Annotated in this window: 21 protein-coding genes and 4 tRNA genes; 14 read left to right on the top strand and 11 right to left on the bottom strand. The window is 55.4% G+C overall.

Annotation, left to right across the window (positions count from 1 at the left end):
- Positions 1–104: 104 nt before the first annotated feature.
- The 14 genes from DW088_RS08730 (at position 105) to DW088_RS08670 (ending at position 11579) form a co-directional block, all read left to right on the top strand.
- Positions 105–662 (top strand): TetR/AcrR family transcriptional regulator, encoded by a 558-nt coding sequence (locus DW088_RS08730; protein ID WP_243029848.1) that lies wholly within the window; start codon positions 105–107, stop codon positions 660–662.
- A gap of 116 nt (positions 663–778) precedes the next feature.
- Positions 779–1393: a class I SAM-dependent methyltransferase gene (locus DW088_RS08725; RefSeq protein ID WP_118360419.1), complete on the top strand. Its 615-nt coding sequence runs from the start codon at positions 779–781 to the stop codon at positions 1391–1393.
- A 3-nt stretch (positions 1394–1396) separates the two neighbouring features.
- On the top strand, positions 1397–2185 hold the full coding sequence (locus DW088_RS08720) for an alpha/beta fold hydrolase (RefSeq protein WP_118360418.1): 789 nt from the start codon (positions 1397–1399) through the stop codon (positions 2183–2185).
- 1 nt (position 2186) lies between these two features.
- Positions 2187–2462: a hypothetical protein gene (locus DW088_RS08715; protein WP_243029846.1), complete on the top strand. Its 276-nt coding sequence runs from the start codon at positions 2187–2189 to the stop codon at positions 2460–2462.
- 107 nt (positions 2463–2569) lie between these two features.
- The gene (locus DW088_RS08710) at positions 2570–3187 is read left to right on the top strand and encodes a class I SAM-dependent methyltransferase (RefSeq protein ID WP_118360417.1); all 618 of its coding nucleotides are present in this window, start codon (positions 2570–2572) and stop codon (positions 3185–3187) included.
- Positions 3188–3190: 3 nt separating this feature from the next.
- Positions 3191–3676 (top strand): hypothetical protein, encoded by a 486-nt coding sequence (locus DW088_RS08705; protein WP_118360416.1) that lies wholly within the window; start codon positions 3191–3193, stop codon positions 3674–3676.
- 13 nt (positions 3677–3689) lie between these two features.
- Positions 3690–4553, top strand: a complete 864-nt coding sequence (locus tag DW088_RS08700) for an MBL fold metallo-hydrolase (protein WP_118360415.1) — start codon at positions 3690–3692, stop codon at positions 4551–4553.
- Complete coding sequence (locus DW088_RS08695; RefSeq protein ID WP_118360414.1) at positions 4550–5326, top strand: alpha/beta fold hydrolase; 777 nt, start codon at positions 4550–4552, stop codon at positions 5324–5326. The genes DW088_RS08700 and DW088_RS08695 overlap by 4 nt, the downstream gene beginning before the upstream one ends.
- Entirely contained in the window at positions 5323–6255 is a 933-nt protein-coding gene (locus DW088_RS08690) for an acyl-CoA thioester hydrolase/BAAT C-terminal domain-containing protein (RefSeq protein ID WP_118360413.1), read from the top strand. Before DW088_RS08695 ends, DW088_RS08690 begins: the two co-directional genes overlap by 4 nt.
- A gap of 1 nt (position 6256) precedes the next feature.
- Complete coding sequence (locus DW088_RS08685; protein ID WP_118360412.1) at positions 6257–6892, top strand: L-2-amino-thiazoline-4-carboxylic acid hydrolase; 636 nt, start codon at positions 6257–6259, stop codon at positions 6890–6892.
- A gap of 12 nt (positions 6893–6904) precedes the next feature.
- On the top strand, positions 6905–7072 hold the full coding sequence (locus DW088_RS15865; RefSeq protein ID WP_158574646.1) for a hypothetical protein: 168 nt from the start codon (positions 6905–6907) through the stop codon (positions 7070–7072).
- Positions 7069–7911 carry a class I SAM-dependent methyltransferase gene (locus tag DW088_RS08680; RefSeq protein WP_118360411.1) on the top strand — a complete coding sequence of 281 codons (843 nt, stop codon included), beginning with the start codon at positions 7069–7071 and terminating at the stop codon, positions 7909–7911. The genes DW088_RS15865 and DW088_RS08680 overlap by 4 nt, the downstream gene beginning before the upstream one ends.
- Before the next feature lie 168 nt (positions 7912–8079).
- Complete coding sequence (locus DW088_RS08675) at positions 8080–9849, top strand: ABC transporter ATP-binding protein (protein ID WP_118360410.1); 1770 nt, start codon at positions 8080–8082, stop codon at positions 9847–9849.
- 2 nt (positions 9850–9851) lie between these two features.
- Positions 9852–11579: an ABC transporter ATP-binding protein gene (locus tag DW088_RS08670; RefSeq protein ID WP_118360409.1), complete on the top strand. Its 1728-nt coding sequence runs from the start codon at positions 9852–9854 to the stop codon at positions 11577–11579.
- Positions 11580–11736: 157 nt separating this feature from the next.
- Here the strand turns inward: DW088_RS08670 and DW088_RS08665 are convergent, their stop codons facing one another.
- From DW088_RS08665 to DW088_RS08615, 11 genes are all read right to left on the bottom strand, one after another.
- On the bottom strand, positions 11737–12084 hold the full coding sequence (locus tag DW088_RS08665) for a cupin domain-containing protein (RefSeq protein WP_116704968.1): 348 nt from the start codon (positions 12082–12084) through the stop codon (positions 11737–11739).
- Positions 12085–12230: 146 nt separating this feature from the next.
- Entirely contained in the window at positions 12231–14282 is a 2052-nt protein-coding gene (locus DW088_RS08660) for a HAMP domain-containing sensor histidine kinase (RefSeq protein WP_118360408.1), read from the bottom strand.
- 2 nt (positions 14283–14284) lie between these two features.
- Complete coding sequence (locus tag DW088_RS08655; protein WP_382728514.1) at positions 14285–14971, bottom strand: response regulator transcription factor; 687 nt, start codon at positions 14969–14971, stop codon at positions 14285–14287.
- Between the two features lie 147 nt (positions 14972–15118).
- Positions 15119–15703: an S-layer homology domain-containing protein gene (locus DW088_RS08650; RefSeq protein WP_118360407.1), complete on the bottom strand. Its 585-nt coding sequence runs from the start codon at positions 15701–15703 to the stop codon at positions 15119–15121.
- Positions 15704–15856: 153 nt separating this feature from the next.
- Positions 15857–15930 (bottom strand) — tRNA-Cys (locus tag DW088_RS08645).
- 3 nt (positions 15931–15933) lie between these two features.
- A tRNA-Gly gene (locus DW088_RS08640) sits at positions 15934–16009 on the bottom strand.
- A 253-nt stretch (positions 16010–16262) separates the two neighbouring features.
- A tRNA-Phe gene (locus tag DW088_RS08635) sits at positions 16263–16338 on the bottom strand.
- Between the two features lie 30 nt (positions 16339–16368).
- A tRNA-Asp gene (locus DW088_RS08630) sits at positions 16369–16445 on the bottom strand.
- Between the two features lie 110 nt (positions 16446–16555).
- Entirely contained in the window at positions 16556–17437 is an 882-nt protein-coding gene (gene hslO, locus DW088_RS08625) for an Hsp33 family molecular chaperone HslO (RefSeq protein ID WP_118360406.1), read from the bottom strand.
- A 3-nt stretch (positions 17438–17440) separates the two neighbouring features.
- Entirely contained in the window at positions 17441–18178 is a 738-nt protein-coding gene (locus tag DW088_RS08620) for a class I SAM-dependent DNA methyltransferase (RefSeq protein WP_118360405.1), read from the bottom strand.
- Complete coding sequence (locus DW088_RS08615) at positions 18171–18485, bottom strand: YerC/YecD family TrpR-related protein (protein ID WP_110436460.1); 315 nt, start codon at positions 18483–18485, stop codon at positions 18171–18173. Before DW088_RS08615 ends, DW088_RS08620 begins: the two co-directional genes overlap by 8 nt.
- Positions 18486–19045: the final 560 nt, after the last annotated feature.

Here is a 19045-nt window from a genome sequence, read left to right as displayed (position 1 = left end):
GACGCCGTTGACAACATCTTCGGATCGTGCTACAATTTGACTGAAATGAACAATGTGGTCATAAATCCAAGGAGCGTGCGCAGTGGCTTTTACAGATGAACAGAATGAACAGATCCGCAAAGACCCTGATCCGGGAGGCCCGGCGCTGCGGCATTACCATTGGGATGCGAAAAACCTCTGTGGAGCAGCTGACGGAGGCCGTTGGGATCTCCAAGGGATCATTTTACAAATTCTTTGATTCCAAAGAGCTGCTGTTTTTCGCTGTACTGGAGGACATCCATACCGAGTGCTTCGCGGCAGCGCAGAAGTCTTTGCAGGAAAATACAGCCTTATTGCCTGCCGACCGCGCGGCAGCGGCGATCCTGGCGGCCTGCCGTTGGCTCTCCAAGACAAAAGCCTTTGTGTTCATCGAAAATGACGCAGATTTTCTTCTGCACCGGCTGCCGGAAGAAGTGAAGACCGCCCACTACCACGATGGCGAGACGCACATCCGTACCCTGCTGGAGATGGGCGGCTTGCAGCCCAAGGGCGGTATGGCGCTGGCTGCCGCCTCAGTGCGGGGCTTGATTTTAACCGTCTCCCATCAGGAGCAGATTGGGGTGCTCTATCCGCAAGTGCTGGAAACGCTGGTGCGGGGCGCCTGCCGGGAGCTATTTGCATAAGCGGAAAAGCCGCAGTGATGCGGCTTTTTCAAAGGACTGCGGTTAGCATGCTCTAACCCGTCTGTGCCATCCATGTGAGTTAGATGGATTTAACATCTTGCTATGAGGACAGGACAATGGAAAAGCAAAAAAATTTCTGGGATAAAAACGCCGGGCGGTACGACCGCTTCATGCGAAAGGACGCCGCAGCTTATGAGCAGATGTACGAGCTGCTGCGCCCCGTGGTGCGGCACAAAACCGTGCTGGAGCTGGCCACAGGCACGGGGCTGATCGCCAAAAACATTGTAAACAGTGCCGCTCATATTGATGCCACAGACGCTTCGCCGGAGATGATCGCAGAAGCGAAGCGGGACAACCGATCCGCCAAGCTGCATTTCTCCGTGCAGGATATGTTCCACCTACCTTATGCCGACGAAAGCTTTGACGTGGTCATCGTGGCCAATGCGCTGCATATCGTGCCGGAGCCGGAGAAAGCCCTCTCTGAAATTCGTCGGGTGCTGAAAGAGGATGGGATACTGGTCGCACCGACCTTTACTCATGCCGGTAATGACTTTCGTGGAAAGATCAAAGCATTTTTCATGAAGCTGATGGGCTTCCCTCTCCACAGCAAGTGGACAAGCCACGAATATCTGGCATTTCTGCGGGAAAACGGCTGGACGGTGCGGAAAAGCACCGTGCTGAAAGCCTCGTTCCCACTGACCTACGCAGAGTGCGTGAAATCGGAGGGGTGAGCCATGCAGATATTGGAACACGGGCAGGCGCAGGAGCGGACGCTGCTGTTTTTCCCCTGCACGGCAGAGCCTGTATGGGCTTTTGCCGACACGATCACGCTGCTTTCTCAGAGATGGCATGTTTTTCAGGTGGTGTATGACGGCCATCAGCCGGAGTATCCCGGGGATTTCACCTCAGTCGAGCAGACCGTGGACGAGGTGATCTCCTATTTGAAGAGCCACGGCGTCTCCCGTCTGGACGGGGCCTATGGCTGCTCCATGGGCGGCGCCTGCTTGACCCGTATGCTGGCATTGGGGGAAATGTCCATCGACCGGGCTATTATTGACGGCGGGATCACGCCCTATCAGCTGCTCTACCCGGTGCGAAAGCTGCTGCTTTGGCGGGATATTGTGTCCTTTAAAATGGCGGCGAACAGCCGAAAAATTCTGGAAGCGGCCTTTCCGCCGGAACGGTTTACCACCGCAGGGCACGACCCCAAAAAGGAGTACGACGCCATGGAAGCCTATCTCAAAACTTTTTCCGTTCGGACGATCCGCAATGTATTCTGGTCTGCCAACAACTATGCGCTTCCGAAGCGCTCCGCTAAAATCGGTGCGAAAATCACCTACTGGTACGGCGACGATGAAAAGAAGGATCGCAGGCGGGATATCCGGTTCATCAAGCGCTATTTTCCTAAGGCGCGCATCCATGGCATCCCCAAGATGGCCCATGCGGAGCTGGTGATGGTACACCCGGAAAAATTCTGCCGGTATGCGGAAAAATTTCTGACTATGCAAGCGGAGGAAAGATGATATGAGAGAAAAGATCAAACTCTCCGGCGTGCCGAAGACGATGTTGCAAACCATTTACGCAAGGGCAAAGGAGAGCCGGGGACGCGGCGCGATTCACGATGCAAAAGCGGAAGAACTCATCGAAAAGCTGGACTACGATTTTTCCCTTGCCGACAAAGATGCAGCCATGCACAGCGGCGTTATCGCCCGGACCATAAATTCAACTGGGGAATCAAGAATGGGAAAGCACTTGCCGAACTGCTGCCGGGTTTTCGATTCATGGAGGAACACAGTCTGACGGAGGGCATGGCGGCATTCGCACCGATCTATAAACTGCTGGAAAAGCTGCCCGCCGTGCGGAATATTTCCAATAAGATCATCGTTCTGGAAAAGGAGTTGTAGAAGATGTCATTCTTTGAAAACACCCGCAAACCTGTGGGCCTCGGCGGGAAGCTCATGGTCGCCATGATGAATTTGGGTCACAGCCCTGTGGCGCGCTGGGGGCTTCAATTTCTGAATGCTGCGCCGGATGCCAAGGTGCTGGACTGCGGCTGCGGCGGCGGGGCAAACATCAAGAGACTTCTGAAAAAATACCCGCAGGGGATCGTGAAGGGCATCGACTATTCGCCCGTCAGCGTGGAGAAGACGAAAAAGGTCAACGAGACCGCCATCGCGGAGGGGCGCTGTGCCGTCCTGCAAGGCAGTGTGGCGGATATGATCTTCGCAGATGACTGGTTCGATGCGGTCACCGCTTTTGAGACAGTCTACTTCTGGCCGAATCTGCCGCAATGTTTTCGGGTGATTTATCGGGTGCTGAAGCCCGGCGGAACCTTTCTCATCTGCAACGAGAGCAGTGGCGACACGGACAAGGATGAGAAGTGGACGGAGATTATCGGCGGTATGACCATATACAGCGGCGATGAGCTGAAAACATTTCTGGAAAACGCCGGATTCTGCAATGTTCAAATCCATAAAAGCAAAATTGGCTGGCTCTGCGTGACAGGACAGAAGCGGGAGGAATAAGGAATGCTGCTGCAAACGATTCTGGAAGGACTGGGGCTGGGGGCGCTGCTGGTCTTGGTGTGCGCCATCGGCATCCACAAGGGCGCTGTCGGCATGGTGCATCTGTATGACGAAAAGGTGCAGGAGCGATGCATCGCACTGGGGCTGACCACAAAGGAAAAGATCAAGCAAAGCTCGCTGCGCTTCAAGCGGATCTGCGTTCCGGGATATCTTGCTTATGTGCTCATTTTCGTGTATGCCATCAATGGTGCGCAGACTTTTTGGGGCGGCTTCTGGCAGTGCTTTGTAATCCTGTCTGTGATGAATCTCATCGACCGGCTTGGCATCGACGGCTATTGGGTCGGACACACCAAGACGTGGGTAATACCGGGAACCGAGGATCTGATGCCGTACATCTCGAAAGCAGACAAGCAGAAGAAATGGCTGTTCGGAACACTGGGAATGGCCGTGATTTCCCTGCTCCTTGCGGGAATCGGAATGCTGCTGTAAGGAGGAAATACCGATGTCAAAGAAAGCCACCGAGTTTCAGAAAAGAGAAATGAGCAAGATGTACCGCGGCAAGGAGATATTCAAGCCGCTGAACACCGGCTGGGTGGATGAGCGCGTGGCCTGCGTGCGGGAGTGGGTGGCAAACATTTTCTTCTACCGCAAGGGCGGCACCACCATCATGATCGATGCTGGGTATAACTACGACCGGCTGGCAGAAAAAATGGACTGGCTGGGCATCGACCCGCAGTCCGTCCGGCACATCCTCATCACTCATCAGGACACCGACCACGTGGGCGCGGTGGAGGCAGACAGCCCCGGTTTGTTCCGGAGCGCAAAGCTCTATATCGGCGAGATTGAAAACCGGTATCTCACCGGCGAGGTGCGGCGAAAAGTCATATATCATCTCTATAAATTGCCGCAGGTCACAATTAACAACGAAAAGGTGCTGCTGCATGACGGCGAGACTTTCGAGATTGACGGCATCAAAATTGAGTGCTTTCTCGTCCCCGGCCATACATGGGGGCATATGGTCTATCTCATTGACGACAAATATCTCTTCACCGGCGACACTATCTGGTTCGGCGCGGACGGCGGCTACAGTTTCATTTCCTCTCTGGCAGAAAGCAACAAACTGGCGGTAAAGTCGCTGGCGGCGCTGGAGCAGAAGCTGCAAAGCCGTGACCTGCATCCGCTGTTTCTCACCGGTCACACCGGCTGGACGGACAACTTCGAGTTCGCCTTTGCCCATAAGGACAAGCTTTGCTCACCGTTCCAAAAGCGGGTTCCCGACCCCACCGCGCCTTACGACGCTTATGATGAATCGGACGACACGGAAAAAATGGCAAAGAGTGGGTTCCTGGAGGGGGTGGGGAGATGAAGGTTTATTCCTTCGGCGCAGAAAATGCCCCGGTCATCCTACTGCTTCCCGGCACCTGCTGCCACTGGAAGGGCAATTTTGGACGGGTCATTCCGCTGCTGTCGGACAGGTATCGCGTTCTCTGCGTCAGCTACGATGGTTTCGATGAAACGGAACATACCGAGTTTCCCACTATGCTGGAGGAAACAGAGAAAATAGAATCTTACATTCAGAAACATTGCGGCGGACATATCCGGGCGAGCTATGGCTGCTCGCTGGGCGGCTCTTTTGTGGGGCTGCTGGCGGCGCGGCAGAATATTCATATGGATTACGGAATTCTCGGCAGCTCTGATCTGGATCAGGCGTCCCCTTTCGCAGCAAAGCTGCAAACAAATCTGCTCCTGCCGCTGATCTACCCGGTGATACGGGACGGACGGTTCAAGAGTCGATTGCTGCAAAAACGCCTCACGCAGCGAAAGTCGGAAATGGGCGACTATGTGCAAGCGTTCATGGAGATGCTCGGCGGCGCACGACCTTATGTGACCGTGCAGAGCTGCAAGAATCAGTTCTATTCCGACCTTGTCACCCCGCTGCCGGACAAGATCAACGTTCCGGGAACAGAGATTCATATTTTCTATGCGCTCAAAATGGGTGAGAAATACCGCGAGCGCTATGAACGGCACTTTGCAAACCCAGCCATTCACGAGCAGGACTTGCAGCACGAGGAGCTGCTGGCCTGTTATCCGGAGCGCTGGGTGCAGTGGGTGAAGGATATCATGGAGGGAAAGCGATGAAGCATCAGCACTTTGATGTGGAGACCGCCGGCTTTTACGGCGCGTACTGGGCGTGTGCCGGCGGATCGGACTGCGCGGTCATTGCGATGATTGGTGACGATCCGGAGGATCGGCTTGCGCGTTCAGCCGTGAAATGGCTCTGCGGGCGGGGCGTAAATGTGCTCACCATGTCGCCTGCGAAAAAGGATTACGGCCATCATAATTATCCGCTGGAGCGTGTGGAGACGGCCATTTCGTGGCTGAAAGCCAACGGCAACCATAAAATTGGCATTGCCGGTGCATCGACTACGGGAACGCTCGCGCTGACAGCGGCTGCCATGTTCCCGGATGTTACCCTGACCATTGCCATGACGCCCAGCGATTTTGTGTGGCAGGGTTTCATGCAGGGCAAAAGGGACGGCTGCAAGGAATGGCCGGTCGAGGGCGAGTCGCTGTTCTCCTACCGGGGCAAGCTGCTGCCCTATATGCCGTTTTGCTATCAGCATCCTGACTATTGGCACTGCGTCGCCGCAGAGAGCAAGCGCACTGGCGATATGGTTAACTCCCGCAAGCTGTTTGACGATTCCGAGGTGATGCATCCGATCGAGCCGGAAGAATATATTCCTGTTGAAAACATCCGGGGAAAGCTGCTGCTGATCGGCGCGGAGGACGATGCGCTGTGGGATACCGCAAAGTATATCCGCCGTATGGAAAAGCGCCTTGCGGAAAAGCCGCATGAATGCGAGATTGAAACAATGGTTTATGCTCACGGCACCCACTTTGTCTTTCCGGAGGGGATGCTGAAAATCATGCTGCCGGTTGGCTCCGGTCTGTTTGTAAAGTTGGCGTTTCAGGCGGCAAAGAAATATCCCAAGGAATGCCGCCGGACCCGGATAGACATCGAGAAGCGGATGAACCGGACTCTGGCAGAATGGAAAGGAGCGAAGTGAGATGCGTTGGATGGGAATGCCCATAGCCATATGGGCAGTGTTTGCGAAGTCCTTTCAAGCGCAGCTGACGGCGGTACTGGGCTATGACCCGGACACCGCACGTAAGATCACGGAAAAGGCCAAGCCGAAGTACCGTGAGATCATCGCAAAGCTGCCCGAATTTGAAAAAGGTGATCGGTTCAGCATGAACATCATTGGCTGCGCCATGCTGGGGGCGTTTGTTCTCTGTATGCCGAGGCGGCCGGATACGGAGTCGCTGACGGTATACTATGAGAACGCTCAGATGACGCCGCTGATGAAATGGTTCTGCCGCCAAAGCGGCAAGTCGAAGTTCACGCCCAAGGATATTGCCGGAATGAAAGCCACCGCCGCCCGGAAGGCGGCTGACCGCAACCCCTACTCGTGGAATATGGACTTTTACGAGTATCCCGACGGCAGCGGTTATGAGGGGCGCTTCACGAAATGCGGCATCTGCACGCTGATGCAGGAGCTGGGGCTTTATGACCTGACACCCGCCATGTGTCATTTGGACTACGCCATGAGCGAGGCCGGCGGTGCGACAAATTTTGTGCGGCAGTATACCCTTGCCTCCGGCGGACCCTACTGCGACTGCGGATATCAAAAGAAACGAGTGTGAGGTGGCGGAGTATTGAAATATTTTGAGTTCGGACAGGAGTGCCCGGAGCTGATGGTGATGCCCCACGGCGGCGTATGCTATCGCGGCGCACTGCCGGTGGCGGAGGAAATGGCAAAGACCTATGGCAGGCGCCGGAGGCAGAGTGTGGGAATTACTTGCAGGGAGGGGGGAAAACCATGAACTATAAAATCGAGAAAAACACTGTACAGGAAACGCTGATCATCCCACTCTATGCACGGAAAATGTGCGCAGAGGTATATCCAAGCCTCTATCGGGACGAAACGGCACTGCGGCTGGTGAATGCGGTGGACTATAATTTTTCGGCGTTTCAGAAGAAATCCCACAGACTCATGCAGCGGTTTGGCTTTTTAGAGGTTGCCATGCGGCAGAACGACCTTGCCTTCGAGGTGCGGGAGTATCTGAAAAGTCATCCCAATGCGGCGGTGGTGAATCTCGGCTGCGGGTTGGACAGCACAGGTCGGGCTTGCGATAACGGTAAGTGCAAGCTCTACAATCTGGACTTTCCTGACGTCATCGCTGTGCGCAACGAGCTGCTCCCGGCCAGGGATCGGGAGGAAAACATCCCCTGCGACCTCAACGATACATCGTGGTTTGAGAGAATCGACACCTCCGGCGGTGCGGTCTTCTTTGCTGCGGGAGTGTTCTACTATTTCCTAAAGGAGCAGGTAAAAACACTGGTACGTGCTATGGCAGACGCTTTTCCGGGCGCTGTACTGGCGTTCGATGCCGCCAATGAGAAGGCAGTAAAGCTGATGCTGAAAACATGGCTGAAGAATGCGGAAATCAAGGATGTCGGCGCGTACTTCGCCGTTTCGGACGCCAAGCGCGAGATCGGTGCATGGGACAGTCGCCTGCATATCGCCAGCCGGGGCTATATGCTGGGCTACCACGACCTGAAAGACCCGTCCGTCAGCGGATTTTTCCGCTTTCTTGCAAGGGTCGGTGACGGAGTGATGAATATGCAGATCGTGAAGATTGGATTTGAACAAACAATATAGGAAACAAAACGGAATAGTTTGAAAGCACAAATCATGTTAGAATATCCGGCAGTTAGAGAACACTAACCAAAGAACTTCAGGAGGTACCGTATGAAAAAGAAATTTGCTGCTTTTGTGCCTTGCTTATCATCTGGAATTTCGCCATGCGGAAGAAAGGACGTGATTTAATTGAAAAAACAATCCGATCTTTCCCGGCTGATGGGTTACGCCGGGAATCACCGATATTTCACCTACGCTTCGTGGATGCTGTCTGCGACCAGTGCGCTGGTGGCACTGGTGCCTTTTGTATACATCTGGAAGATTCTGCGGGATGTGCTGAACGCGGCGCCAAACTATGCGCAGGCGGTGAACATTCCTCATTACGGCTGGATGGCAGTGTTATTTGCAGTGCTGTCTTACCTTATTTACATTGCGGCACTGATGTGCTCCCATCTGTCGGCGTTCCGGGTGGCGACAAATCTGCGGCTGGCAGTGTCGGAGCATCTGGCAGTGCTGCCGCTGGGCTTTGCTGAGACCTTCGGCAGCGGTAAACTGCGCAAGATCATCCACGAGAGCACCGGAGCCGCCGAGACCTATCTTGCCCACCAGCTGCCCGACCAGTACAATGCCATCGCCACCCCGGTGGGGCTGCTGGTGCTGCTGTTGGCGTTCGACTGGCGGTTGGGGCTGCTGAGCCTTGCGCCGGTGGTGCTGGCATTCCTCATTATGGCGACCATGACCGGCAAGCGGATGGTTGAAAAAATGCGGCAGTACGGCAACGCCTTGGAGGCCATGTCCAACGAGGCAGTGGAATACGTCCGGGGCATTCCGGTGGTCAAGACCTTCGGGCAGAGTGTGTTTTCCTTCAAAAAATTCAAGACCACCATTGATGAGTACGAAAAGTGGGTCATCTCCTACACCAAAGACCTGCGCCTGCCCATGATGTTCTACACCGCCGCCGTCAACGGCGTGTTCGCCTTTCTGATTGCAGGCGGGCTGCTGTTCACGGCTCACGGTGTCACGCCGGAATTTCTGCTGAACCTGCTGTTCTATATCATCATCACTCCGGTGATCTCCCTGACTTTGACCCGCATAATGTACATGAGCGAGAACAAGATGGTGGTAGCGGATGCACTGGCACGCATCGACTCGGTGCTGGAGGCAGCACCCATGCAGGTTCAGGCTGTTCCGCAGCACCCGCAGGATGCTTCTGTCGCGCTGCAGAACGTGCATTTCAGCTACGACGGAAAAAACGAGGTTATTAAGGGCGTTTCGCTGGAGATTCAGCCGGGACGGACTGTGGCTTTTGTAGGTCCCTCCGGCGGCGGAAAATCTACGCTGGCAAACCTTGTCTGCCGGTTCTTTGATGTGCAGAGCGGCAGCGTCCGGGTGGGCGGAGCGGATGTGCGGGCAATCCCCAAGGAAGAGCTGATGGATACCATCTCCTTTGTGTTCCAGAACAGCCGCCTGCTCAAGGGCAGCATTCTGGATAATGTCCGTCTGGGCAGACCGCAGGCCACCGAAGCCGAGGTGCTGGCAGCGTTGAAAGCGGCGCAGTGCATGGATATTATAGAAAAGTTCCCGGCGGGCATCCATACTGTTATCGGCACCAAGGGCGTGTATCTGTCCGGCGGCGAGCAGCAGCGCATTGCCATTGCACGCGCCATGCTGAAAAATGCGCCCATCCTGATTCTGGACGAGGCTACCGCTTTTGCCGACCCGGACAATGAAGCTAAGGTGCAGGCAGCCTTTGCCCGGCTTGCCAAGGGCAAAACCGTGCTGATGATCGCACACCGCCTGTCCACCGTAGCCAATGCCGACTGCATCTATGTGGTACAGGATGGACGTATTACTGAGACTGGCACAAAGGACGAACTGTGCGCACAGAACGGCCTGTTTGCCCGGATGTGGCAGGAATATCAGGCATCGGTGCAGTGGAAGGTCGCAAAGGAGGGGTAAAGATGATCGAAAAAATTCAACACGCCACGGCCAGTTCCCCGGAGGGCGCAAGGGGGCTTGTAAAGGGCGTTTTGGCGTGTGCGTTCCAGAATATATCATTTATGCTGCCCACCGGGCTGCTGTATCTCCTGGTAAAAGATCTGCTGGCAGGCTCAACGAGCGGGAGAACCGCCTTTTATCTGCTGGGGTGTGCGGCCTGCTTTGCGCTGATCTTGCTGACCACATGGTTCCAGTATAACGGCACCTATTTTACTACTTATAAAGAGAGCGGCACCCGCCGCCTGACCCTTGCGGAACGGCTGCGCAGGCTGCCCCTGTCCTTTTTCGGCAAGCGGGATCTTGCCGACCTGACCAGCACCATCATGGCAGACTGCGAGGTGTTGGAAAAGGACTGCTCCCACTTCATCCCCGGTCTATTCGGCTCCCTCATCTCTACGGTGCTCATTGCCCTGAGCCTGTTCACTTTTGACTGGCGGATGGCGCTGGCAGCCCTGTGGGTCATCCCGGTATCCGCCGCCATCGTGGTGGGCAGCTACCGGGTGCAGGACAAGGTGCAGGCCAAGACCATGGCGGCGAAAATGGCCTGTGCGGACGGCATTCAGGAGTACATCGAAACCCTCCGTGACCTGAAAGCCAGCAATGCGGAGCAGCGGTATCTGTCCGGTCTTTCCGGCAAAATTCGGGCTGTGGAAAAGCAGTCCATCGTGGCAGAGCTGGAAACAGCACTGTTCGTGTCCTCTGCGAGCATGGTGCTCAAGCTGGGCATTGCGTCGGTGGCACTCACCGGCTCGGTGCTGCTGGTGCAGGGCAGTATCGATGTGCTGACCCTGTTTCTGTTCCTGATGGCGGCTTCCCGGATGTATGACCCTATGCAGGGCGCGTTGCAGAATCTGGCGGCGGTCATTGCCATGCGCACCAATGTGGGGCGGATGAACGAGATTCTGGACGCTCCCCTGCAGACCGGCAGCGAGCAACTGACCAATCAGGGCTGCGACATCGTGTTCGACCATGTGGGCTTTGCCTACAACTCCGGCGAAACGGTGCTGCGGGATGTCTCCTTTACCGCAAAGCAGGGGGAGGTCACGGCACTGGTGGGTCCCTCCGGCGGCGGCAAGACTACCGTTTCCCGGTTGGCGGCACGGTTCTGGGACTACCAGAAGGGCAGCATCACCGTGGGCGGCATGGAGGTTTCCCGAATCGACCCGGAAAAGCTCATGAGCCTGTATTCCATCGTGTTTCAGGATGTGACTCTGTTTGACAATACGATACTGGAAAATATCCGTCTGGGGCGCAAGGGCGCGACCGACGAGGAGGTCCTTGCAGCGGCAAAGCTGGCAAACTGCGAGGAATTTGCCGAAAAGCTGCCGGACAAGTGGAACACGAACATCGGCGAGAATGGCTGCGCCCTTTCCGGCGGCGAGCGTCAGCGCATTTCCATTGCCCGCGCCTTCCTGAAGGACGCGCCCATCATTCTGCTGGACGAAGCCACCGCCAGTCTGGACGTGGAGAACGAAACTGCCATTCAGGAGGCTCTTTCCCGGCTCATAAAACACAAAACCGTCCTTATCATCGCCCACCGGATGCGCACCGTAGCTGGGGCGGACAAAATCGTGGTGCTGTCCGACGGCGTGGTGGCCGAACAGGGCGCACCCGATGCACTTTATGCCCGGAACGGCCAGTACACCCACATGGTGGATCTGCAGACCGAAAGCCAGCGCTGGGCCATCTGACCCAATTCAAAACAGCCTCCCGGCACAACAAAAAAGGACATCTACTCAAAAGAATAGATGTCCTTTTTAGCACCCGAATCCGTCAGCTAACAGTCATGTTTAAATTACTTCCTTATCACTGTTAAGCCAAGGTTTCGGGTTCTTTGCGTCTCCGCGCTTACTTCATAATAATCAGTGCCATGAACACAAGGTCGGTATCGCCGGTGTTATCCAGCGCATGACCAGTGCCATCCGGACAGAAGGTCACATCGCCCGCCTTGACCGGATAGGACTTCTCACCGTCGTTATACGAGCCTTCACCGCTCAGGATGTAATAGGTCTCGGTCTCGCCGTGGTGCTCGTGGAAGCCGAGCGTGCAGTTCGGCTCGATGGTTACCTTTGCGTACAGGCCGCACTTGCCGTCCAGTTCCTTCTCGCCCAGCAGGTGCTCGATGATAACGTGGCCCTTGCCGCCGGCCATCTGCTCTACCTTATCTACCTGATGTTCGCTTGCAGTCGTAATCATAATTCTTTCCGCCTTTCTTGTCCTGGGCAATACCGCATGATTGAAGCTGCGGTGTTGCCCTTACCGCTCGCGCAGTTTCTTGTCAATTCCTATTATAGCGGTTGTAATCCAAATTACAAGATAAGATTTCCATTTCCGCGAAAAATTTACTTTGCCGTCGTGCCATACACCGGAAAGCCGATACGCACCTTAAACTGATCGCCGTCCACCGAAACATCGAATGTGCCGCCGCAGGCTTCGGTATAGCTTTTTGCGATGGCGAGACCCAGACCGCTGCCCTCGGTCGAGCGCGCCGCGTCACCGCGGACAAACCGTTCGGTGATCTCATCGGCGGCAAAGTCCATCTCGTAGTTGGCGGTGTTTTTGAGTTCAATAATTGCCTGACCGTTCTCCTCTGCAACAGAGAGGAACACGCGTGTGCCCTTGAGTGCATATTTCACGCAGTTACCGATGAGATTCTCCAGCACGCGGGACAGCTTGCGTCCGTCCGCCCAAATGGGCAGCTCCCGCTCGGGAATAGCGGCTTTGACGGTCAAGCCACTCTCCTGCACGGCCTTGTCCTGCTCCGCGAGCGCCTGCCGAGCGAGCGTGCACGCATCCAGCCGTTCGCTGATGATCTGCTCTGCGCCGGACTGCACCTTGGAGATATCGAACAGGTCGCTCGTCAGATTCTTGAGCCGCAGACCCTTTTGATGGATAATGCGGGCGTAGTCGTTCGCCTCCTCCGGCGTTAAATCCATTTTGCCGAGCAGATCGGAGTAGTTGAGGATGCTGGTCAGCGGCGTTTTCAGATCGTGGCTGACGTTGGTAATCAGTTCGCTTTTCATGCGTTCCGCACGGACTTCGTTCTGCAGTGCTGCCTGCATGCCGTCACCGAGCGAGTTAATGTCCTCGGCCATTTCAGCGAACACGCCCTTCGGCATGTCGGTCAGCTTGAAGCTGAGATCACCCGCCCGCAGCCGGCGCAGCGCGTCCACGATACGTTCAAAGCCGGTGATGCGTTTGATGAGAAAGTAACCTGCCGCGAGGAACCAGACCGCGCCGAGCACGAAGACAAAAAACGAGCCGCCCACTCCGCCGAACACCGCCGCAAGGAACGTGAGAACAACCGAATACGCCGTAAAGAGCAGCACAACGTTGCGCGTTTTGTAGTCGTGGAACAGCATGCGGCGCAGTTTTCCGAAACTTTGCCGGATGCACTTGCATACCTTAATAAAGGTTCGCCAGCACCAGAGGATGAATCGAATCGACCAGCACTGCTTGACGAAGCTGCGGTTCTTGATCACACGCACGAGCGACAGCGTAAGTTCAAGTGCGAACGCAAACGCCGCGACAAAAAACAGGATGGACGGTACGAGCAATATCGACATGTCGTTTGTGCCGTTCAGCAATTCACCCATCAGTGCCAGATTCAGTCCGCCTGCCGTGCCGAGCACCGCCCAGAAGCACAGCACGTTCACTTCCACCGGCAGACGGTCGATGGTGACAAGGTGCACGTCCTCATCCTCCGGCTTGCGGCCGGTGACGAACAGCAGGAACACGAACAGCACCAGTGCAATGCACGTCAGCACAATCGCCCGATGGAGCACGCCGGTAATCTGCGTTTTCTGCATTTCCCACTCAGCCTTGATGGGGGCAGCCTGTGCGTCCGTGAAGCGCACCAGCAGCAGGGTGTTAGACGGGTACGGATTGAACTTATTGAACTTCCAGCCTTCCTCTGCCGCATCCTCCTCGGTGTAGTAGCCGTAACTGTCCGTTTCCTCATCGTAAACCGCAAGCGGATAGCCGTAGTACATTCCCACGTTGGACTGCACATTGCCACCCGGCCGTGTGATCATGTAAAACGCAGAATTTTTTGCCGCGGCTTCGGTCAGCGTGTCATCGCCGACCGTTTTATCGCCCATTCTGCCGAAATAGTTTCCCGCAAAATCCGTATGCTGCCTGCTGAATTCCGCTGCGTCCATGCCATCCTCAAACGCATTCGCCATTTCAGCACACATTATGCCGAGCTGCTGATGCATATAGGACGAGTCGGCAAAATCGCTCTCAAAGCGATAGACCATTTGGTCAAGGCCGTTCGCGGCAAAACCTGTTATCGTGTTCTCAACGAGAAACAGTGCACCTGCAAAGCACCCCACAATGCCTGCAAACGCGATAAGCTTTACTACCGTACTGCGTAAGATCCCCTTGATATTCATACTCACTCGCTCCTTTCGATCTTGTAGCCGACGCCCCACACCACCTTGAGGTAGCGCGGCTCCTTCGGGTTGATCTCTATCTTTTCGCGGATGTGCCGCACATGGACGGCAATGGCGTTGTCACTGACAATATCGTCATTCCACACCTGTCGGTAAATCTCCTCCGTGGAGAACACCTTGCCCGGATGACGGCACAGCAGCTCAAGTATTTTGTATTCGAGCGGTGTGAGACGAACGGCTTCGCCGTCTACCGTCACGCTTTTGCTCTCGGTGTCGAGCACCAGTCCGCGGATGGCAATCTGCGTTTCCTTTATCTGCATCGCGCCCAGCTGAGTGTAGCGCCGCAGCTGGCTTTTCACGCGCGCGACCAGTTCGGACGGGTTGAACGGCTTTGTAATGTAATCATCCGCACCCGCGGTCAGTCCGAGGATTTTGTCCGCGTCCTCGCTCTTGGCCGACAGCAGGATGATCGGCAGGTTTTTGCTTTCCCTTACCTTTAATAAGGTTTTGATGCCGTCCAGCTCGGGCATCATAATGTCAAGGATGATAAGGTGTACGTTCTCGGTCATGACGATATCGAGCGCCTCCAGACCGTTGTACGCCTTGCGTACCAGATAGCCGTCCGCCTGCAGGAATATCGCAATGCTTTCCACGATCTCGCGGTCGTCGTCCACTACCAGAACAGTCAGCTTTTCCATTTTCCCTTCCCCCTTTCGTTACTTCTATCTTACCACAGGTTTCTGTTGTTTTCCGCAGGGAATTTCTTTAGATTTTATGAAGATTGTTAAGACAGCAAAAAAGTCCCTCGGGTGAGGGACTTTTCCTTTGCTGCGTGCTTACTTGCTGATTGCGTTGTAAATCATCTGCGCGGCATACTGACGCGGGAGTGCATCATCCGGCTTTGTATTTACAGAGACCAGAAGACCGTCTTTATCTGCCAGCTTCAAGGTATTTTCCTTCCACTGTGCACCGGTCAGACCATCCTTCTGTACATCGTGGCCACTGTATACCAACAGCATTTTCGCGGCTTCAGCAGTTGTTACAGACGCATTCGGCGCAAAAACCGTGCTCGACTTGCCGGAAACGATGCCGTACGCCTGACAATACTTAACGTAGCCGTTCGACCAGGTACCGGCCGTATCCGCAAACGTGTCGGTCATATCCTTTGCGTAGTAAGACGCATCATCCGAACCGGTACGCAGTACGAACATCATCTTGGCCATTTCCGCTCGGGAAACCGTCTTATCCGGCTTGAACGAACCGTCCTCGTAGCCCTTGATGACGTTCTTCTCGGTCAGGGTGTCGATTACCTTGCCGTCCACCTTGATGCTGCTCTGGTCGGTGAATGCTGCACCGGCAAAGGCTGTTGCTGCGCAGGCTGCCGCCATGCTCAGCGCGATCAGTCGCTTTCTGAGTGTCATATTAAATTCCTCCTTTTATTGCATGGACGCCGTAGTGCATCCATAGGTGAAATATAACACCGTCTGCCGTATTTGTCAACCTTTACCTGAATTTGTGCAAATTCGTGTGATTTTGTGCAAAACAAAAAGACTGATGTTTTCACATCAGTCTTTTGGAGGTACCACCCAGAATCGAACTGGGGATCAGGGAGTTGCAGTCCCACGCCTTACCGCTTGGCTATGGTACCATGTGGAGCGGCTGACGAGGCTCGAACTCGCTACCTCCACCTTGGCAAGGTGGCGCTCTACCAGATGAGCTACAGCCGCATATTTAGTTTTTACAGGTTGCGAACCTGCTGGGACTCAGAGTTTTTGGCAAGTTGCGCTGACGCGCTGTTTCGACTCGAAGATGAGTTTCCTGCCGCTCCGAATTTACCTCTCCGGGCGGAATCGCTTTTGCTGCGGCAAAAGCCACGGCGGTTGAAATATGCCACCGGCATATTTCTAAGAGCCGCCTTTCGATTCCTTACTCGAAAGGGATTATTTTTATAATGAGTGCTTGTGGCACTCATTATAAAAATGGTGCCTCCGGGCGGAATCGAACCACCGACACGGGGATTTTCAGTCCCCTGCTCTACCGACTGAGCTACAGAGGCATATTCCTTCAACCGTTTCCGATTGAAGAATGGCGACCCGGATGGGACTTGAACCCACGGCCTCTAGCGTGACAGGCTAGCGCTCTAACCAACTGAGCTACCGGGCCAGGCCGTCGTCGCTGTTTCGTTTTCGTTCGTATCTCTCAGCGACGATGTTTATTATACAGAACCTGTGCCCAAATGTCAACACTTTTTTCAAAGTTTTTTTATTTTCTTTTTATTTCGTTGCGTGTGTTAAAAGTTCCTGCAACTCTGCACGGCTGAAACGATAGATTTTATCGCAGAACTGGCAGGTTACCTCACTATTTCCCTGTTCTTCCGCCATCTTGCAAAGTTCGGTCCTGCCCATGCTGATGAGCGCGCGCTCTACTTTTTCACGGCTGCACGCACAGCGGTAGCCGATTTCACTGGTCTGCAGAAAATCTACCTCAAAGCCATCGAGCACCGCGCGGATGATGTCCTCGAGGCTCATGCCCTTATCGAGCATAGCAGTCATGCTCTCCAGCTTCGCCAGATTGGCCTCCAGCTTGTCAATGTCGGAATCCTTCACGCCCGGCATAAGCTGCACGAGCCAGCCGCCGGCGCACTTGACCGAGCAGTCGGTATCCACGAGCACACCGAGCGCGCACGCAGACGGAATCTGCTCGCTCTCCGCGAAATAGCGGGTCAGGTCCTCGGCAATCTCGCCGTTGACGAGCGCAACCGTGCCCGTGATCGGGTCCTTCAGACCAATGTCCTTAATCACCATCAGATAGCCGCGGCCGACACCGCCGCCTACATTCAGCTTGCCGTCCGCACGCAGCGGCAGATCGACAGCCGGGTCCTGCAGATAGCCGCGCACATAGCCATCCGAATCACCGACGCAGACGATCGCGCCGAGCGGGCCGTTGCCCTTGATCTGCACGGTCACGGAGCCGTCCTCTACCTTGAGCTGGCTGCCCATGATGGCAGTCGCGGTCAGCGTTCGTCCGAGGGCTGCGGTAGCCAGCGGCGTGGTGCTGTGGATTTCGTGTGCACGCTCGACCAGCTCGGTCGTGCTGGCTGCACAAATCTGGATGCCCGCGTCACGGGCGATCGCGCGAAGTAACGTATCGCTCATAAGTTAATCTCTCTTTCGTGCTGTAAAGTAAATGCGGTCCTCGCCGCCCTGTACGGGCGCAAAGGACTGATCGCCATAGGTTTTGATCTCGGTAAAACCGGCCTGCTCCAGCATGGCGGTCAGCTGTGCAGGCTCGTAGATGCGCTCCTCGTGCGTTTCCTGCGCACGGTGCCACACATCGTCCTCCTGCTCGAAAATATCGAACTGGTAGGCGCACAGGCCGTCCTCGACCGCCGCCTGCCATACGCAGAATACGCCGTCGTCCTCGCGGACATAGCTTTCGCCGTCAATGCGGGCGAATTTCTCGGGTGTGTTGATGTCGAATACGAACAGGCCGTCCGGATTGAGGAACGTGTGTACGCGCTCAAAGGCGGTCTGCAGTGCTTCCGGCTCAGTGACGTAGTTTACGCTGTCCAGACAGCACAGGCACGCGTCTACCGCGCCGTACAGATCCAGCTCCTCCATACGCTGATTGAGCAGCAGCGGACGCGGCTCACAGTCCAGCGTGTTCTGCAGCGCCTGCATGAGCATTTCCGGCGATGCATCCGCGCCGATCATATCATAGCCGCGCTGCGCCAGAATGCGCGTCAGACTGCCGGTTCCGCACGCCAGATCGAGCACCAGCGACGGCTTTACGCCTTCCCGCTCAAACAGGCGCTCGAAAAAGTCTGCCCATTCCTCGTAGCCCACGTCATCCGTGAAGCGGTCATAGTATTCCGACAGAGTCTCGTAACTATTCATGGCTCTCCTCTGCTGTTTCGTCCTCTTTGAGCCGGTCGAGCATCTTGCGGTAGCCGTCCGAGCCGTACACAAGGCACTTGTTCACGCGGCTGATCGTCGCGGTGGACGCGCCGGTCTCCTGTACGATGTCACTGTAAATGCGGCCCTCATCCAGCATGCGCGCCACCTGAAAGCGCTGCACCATGGCACGCAGCTCGGCGATCGTGCACAGATCTTCAAAAAAGTCGTAGCAATCCTCAACCGTCTGCAGCTTGAGAATACCGCGAAACAGAATGTCCATATCCTCGTCCTTCAACTTTCGATTCATGGTCTATCCCTCCCTACATTCGTTTTTTCGCTCTTATACCCTGTATTATAGCACATCGCTTTTATAGTGTAAAGCGTAAAAATATTTGGTTTTCACGGGTGGACAGATGTCCGTGTGCGGCACTCTTTTCCGCTGCACCGGCTGAGCGGGGGCGCGAACTGCGTCAGCGGGTTCGCCCTGACGGGGCGGCTCCTTTTCCTGCACCGACCCTGCGGGGTGCGCGAACTGCGTCAGCGTGTTCACCCCTAACGGGCGGGGAGTTTTCCGCTGAACCTCAGCGTGGGGATTCGCCGTCTGCGGACGGCGGGAGCGTGCCGCGCCCCGCGGCGGGGGCAAAAAGGAAGGACAACCTGCGGTTTTCCTTCCTCTTTGAACTCCTGCCTTTCCCTTGCTTCCTAATCTGGCGCAGATTTCCTATATGTGACCGCTTCGAAACAGGGAGACGACAGAGAATTTTTTCTTCCGTATCTTTCTCAACATATTCGCAGTGTCGGATACTGTTCTGCTACACAGACCGGAAAGTCTTCGCAGGCGCGGCATAGCAGTGCCGCGCAATTCGT

This window comes from Butyricicoccus sp. AM05-1 (assembly GCF_003474415.1).
Taxonomy (GTDB): domain Bacteria; phylum Bacillota; class Clostridia; order Oscillospirales; family Butyricicoccaceae; genus Agathobaculum; species Agathobaculum butyriciproducens.
The sequence above is the reverse complement of the archived record's forward strand: the minus strand, read 5'-3'. Positions and strand labels throughout refer to the sequence as shown.

What these genes read in the sequence shown, in the direction of transcription:
- DW088_RS08730 (WP_243029848.1), top strand. Translation starts at nt 105, where the DNA reads ATGAACAGATCCGCAAAGACCCTGATCCGGGAGGCCCGGCGCTGCGGC.
- DW088_RS08725 (WP_118360419.1), top strand. Translation starts at nt 779, where the DNA reads ATGGAAAAGCAAAAAAATTTCTGGGATAAAAACGCCGGGCGGTACGAC.
- DW088_RS08720 (WP_118360418.1), top strand. Translation starts at nt 1,397, where the DNA reads ATGCAGATATTGGAACACGGGCAGGCGCAGGAGCGGACGCTGCTGTTT.
- DW088_RS08715 (WP_243029846.1), top strand. Translation starts at nt 2,187, where the DNA reads ATGAGAGAAAAGATCAAACTCTCCGGCGTGCCGAAGACGATGTTGCAA.
- DW088_RS08710 (WP_118360417.1), top strand. Translation starts at nt 2,570, where the DNA reads ATGTCATTCTTTGAAAACACCCGCAAACCTGTGGGCCTCGGCGGGAAG.
- DW088_RS08705 (WP_118360416.1), top strand. Translation starts at nt 3,191, where the DNA reads ATGCTGCTGCAAACGATTCTGGAAGGACTGGGGCTGGGGGCGCTGCTG.
- DW088_RS08700 (WP_118360415.1), top strand. Translation starts at nt 3,690, where the DNA reads ATGTCAAAGAAAGCCACCGAGTTTCAGAAAAGAGAAATGAGCAAGATG.
- DW088_RS08695 (WP_118360414.1), top strand. Translation starts at nt 4,550, where the DNA reads ATGAAGGTTTATTCCTTCGGCGCAGAAAATGCCCCGGTCATCCTACTG.
- DW088_RS08690 (WP_118360413.1), top strand. Translation starts at nt 5,323, where the DNA reads ATGAAGCATCAGCACTTTGATGTGGAGACCGCCGGCTTTTACGGCGCG.
- DW088_RS08685 (WP_118360412.1), top strand. Translation starts at nt 6,257, where the DNA reads ATGCGTTGGATGGGAATGCCCATAGCCATATGGGCAGTGTTTGCGAAG.
- DW088_RS08680 (WP_118360411.1), top strand. Translation starts at nt 7,069, where the DNA reads ATGAACTATAAAATCGAGAAAAACACTGTACAGGAAACGCTGATCATC.
- DW088_RS08670 (WP_118360409.1), top strand. Translation starts at nt 9,852, where the DNA reads ATGATCGAAAAAATTCAACACGCCACGGCCAGTTCCCCGGAGGGCGCA.
- DW088_RS08665 (WP_116704968.1), bottom strand. Translation starts at nt 12,084, where the DNA reads ATGATTACGACTGCAAGCGAACATCAGGTAGATAAGGTAGAGCAGATG.
- DW088_RS08660 (WP_118360408.1), bottom strand. Translation starts at nt 14,282, where the DNA reads ATGAATATCAAGGGGATCTTACGCAGTACGGTAGTAAAGCTTATCGCG.
- DW088_RS08650 (WP_118360407.1), bottom strand. Translation starts at nt 15,703, where the DNA reads ATGACACTCAGAAAGCGACTGATCGCGCTGAGCATGGCGGCAGCCTGC.
- hslO (WP_118360406.1), bottom strand. Translation starts at nt 17,437, where the DNA reads ATGAGCGATACGTTACTTCGCGCGATCGCCCGTGACGCGGGCATCCAG.
- DW088_RS08620 (WP_118360405.1), bottom strand. Translation starts at nt 18,178, where the DNA reads ATGAATAGTTACGAGACTCTGTCGGAATACTATGACCGCTTCACGGAT.
- DW088_RS08615 (WP_110436460.1), bottom strand. Translation starts at nt 18,485, where the DNA reads ATGAATCGAAAGTTGAAGGACGAGGATATGGACATTCTGTTTCGCGGT.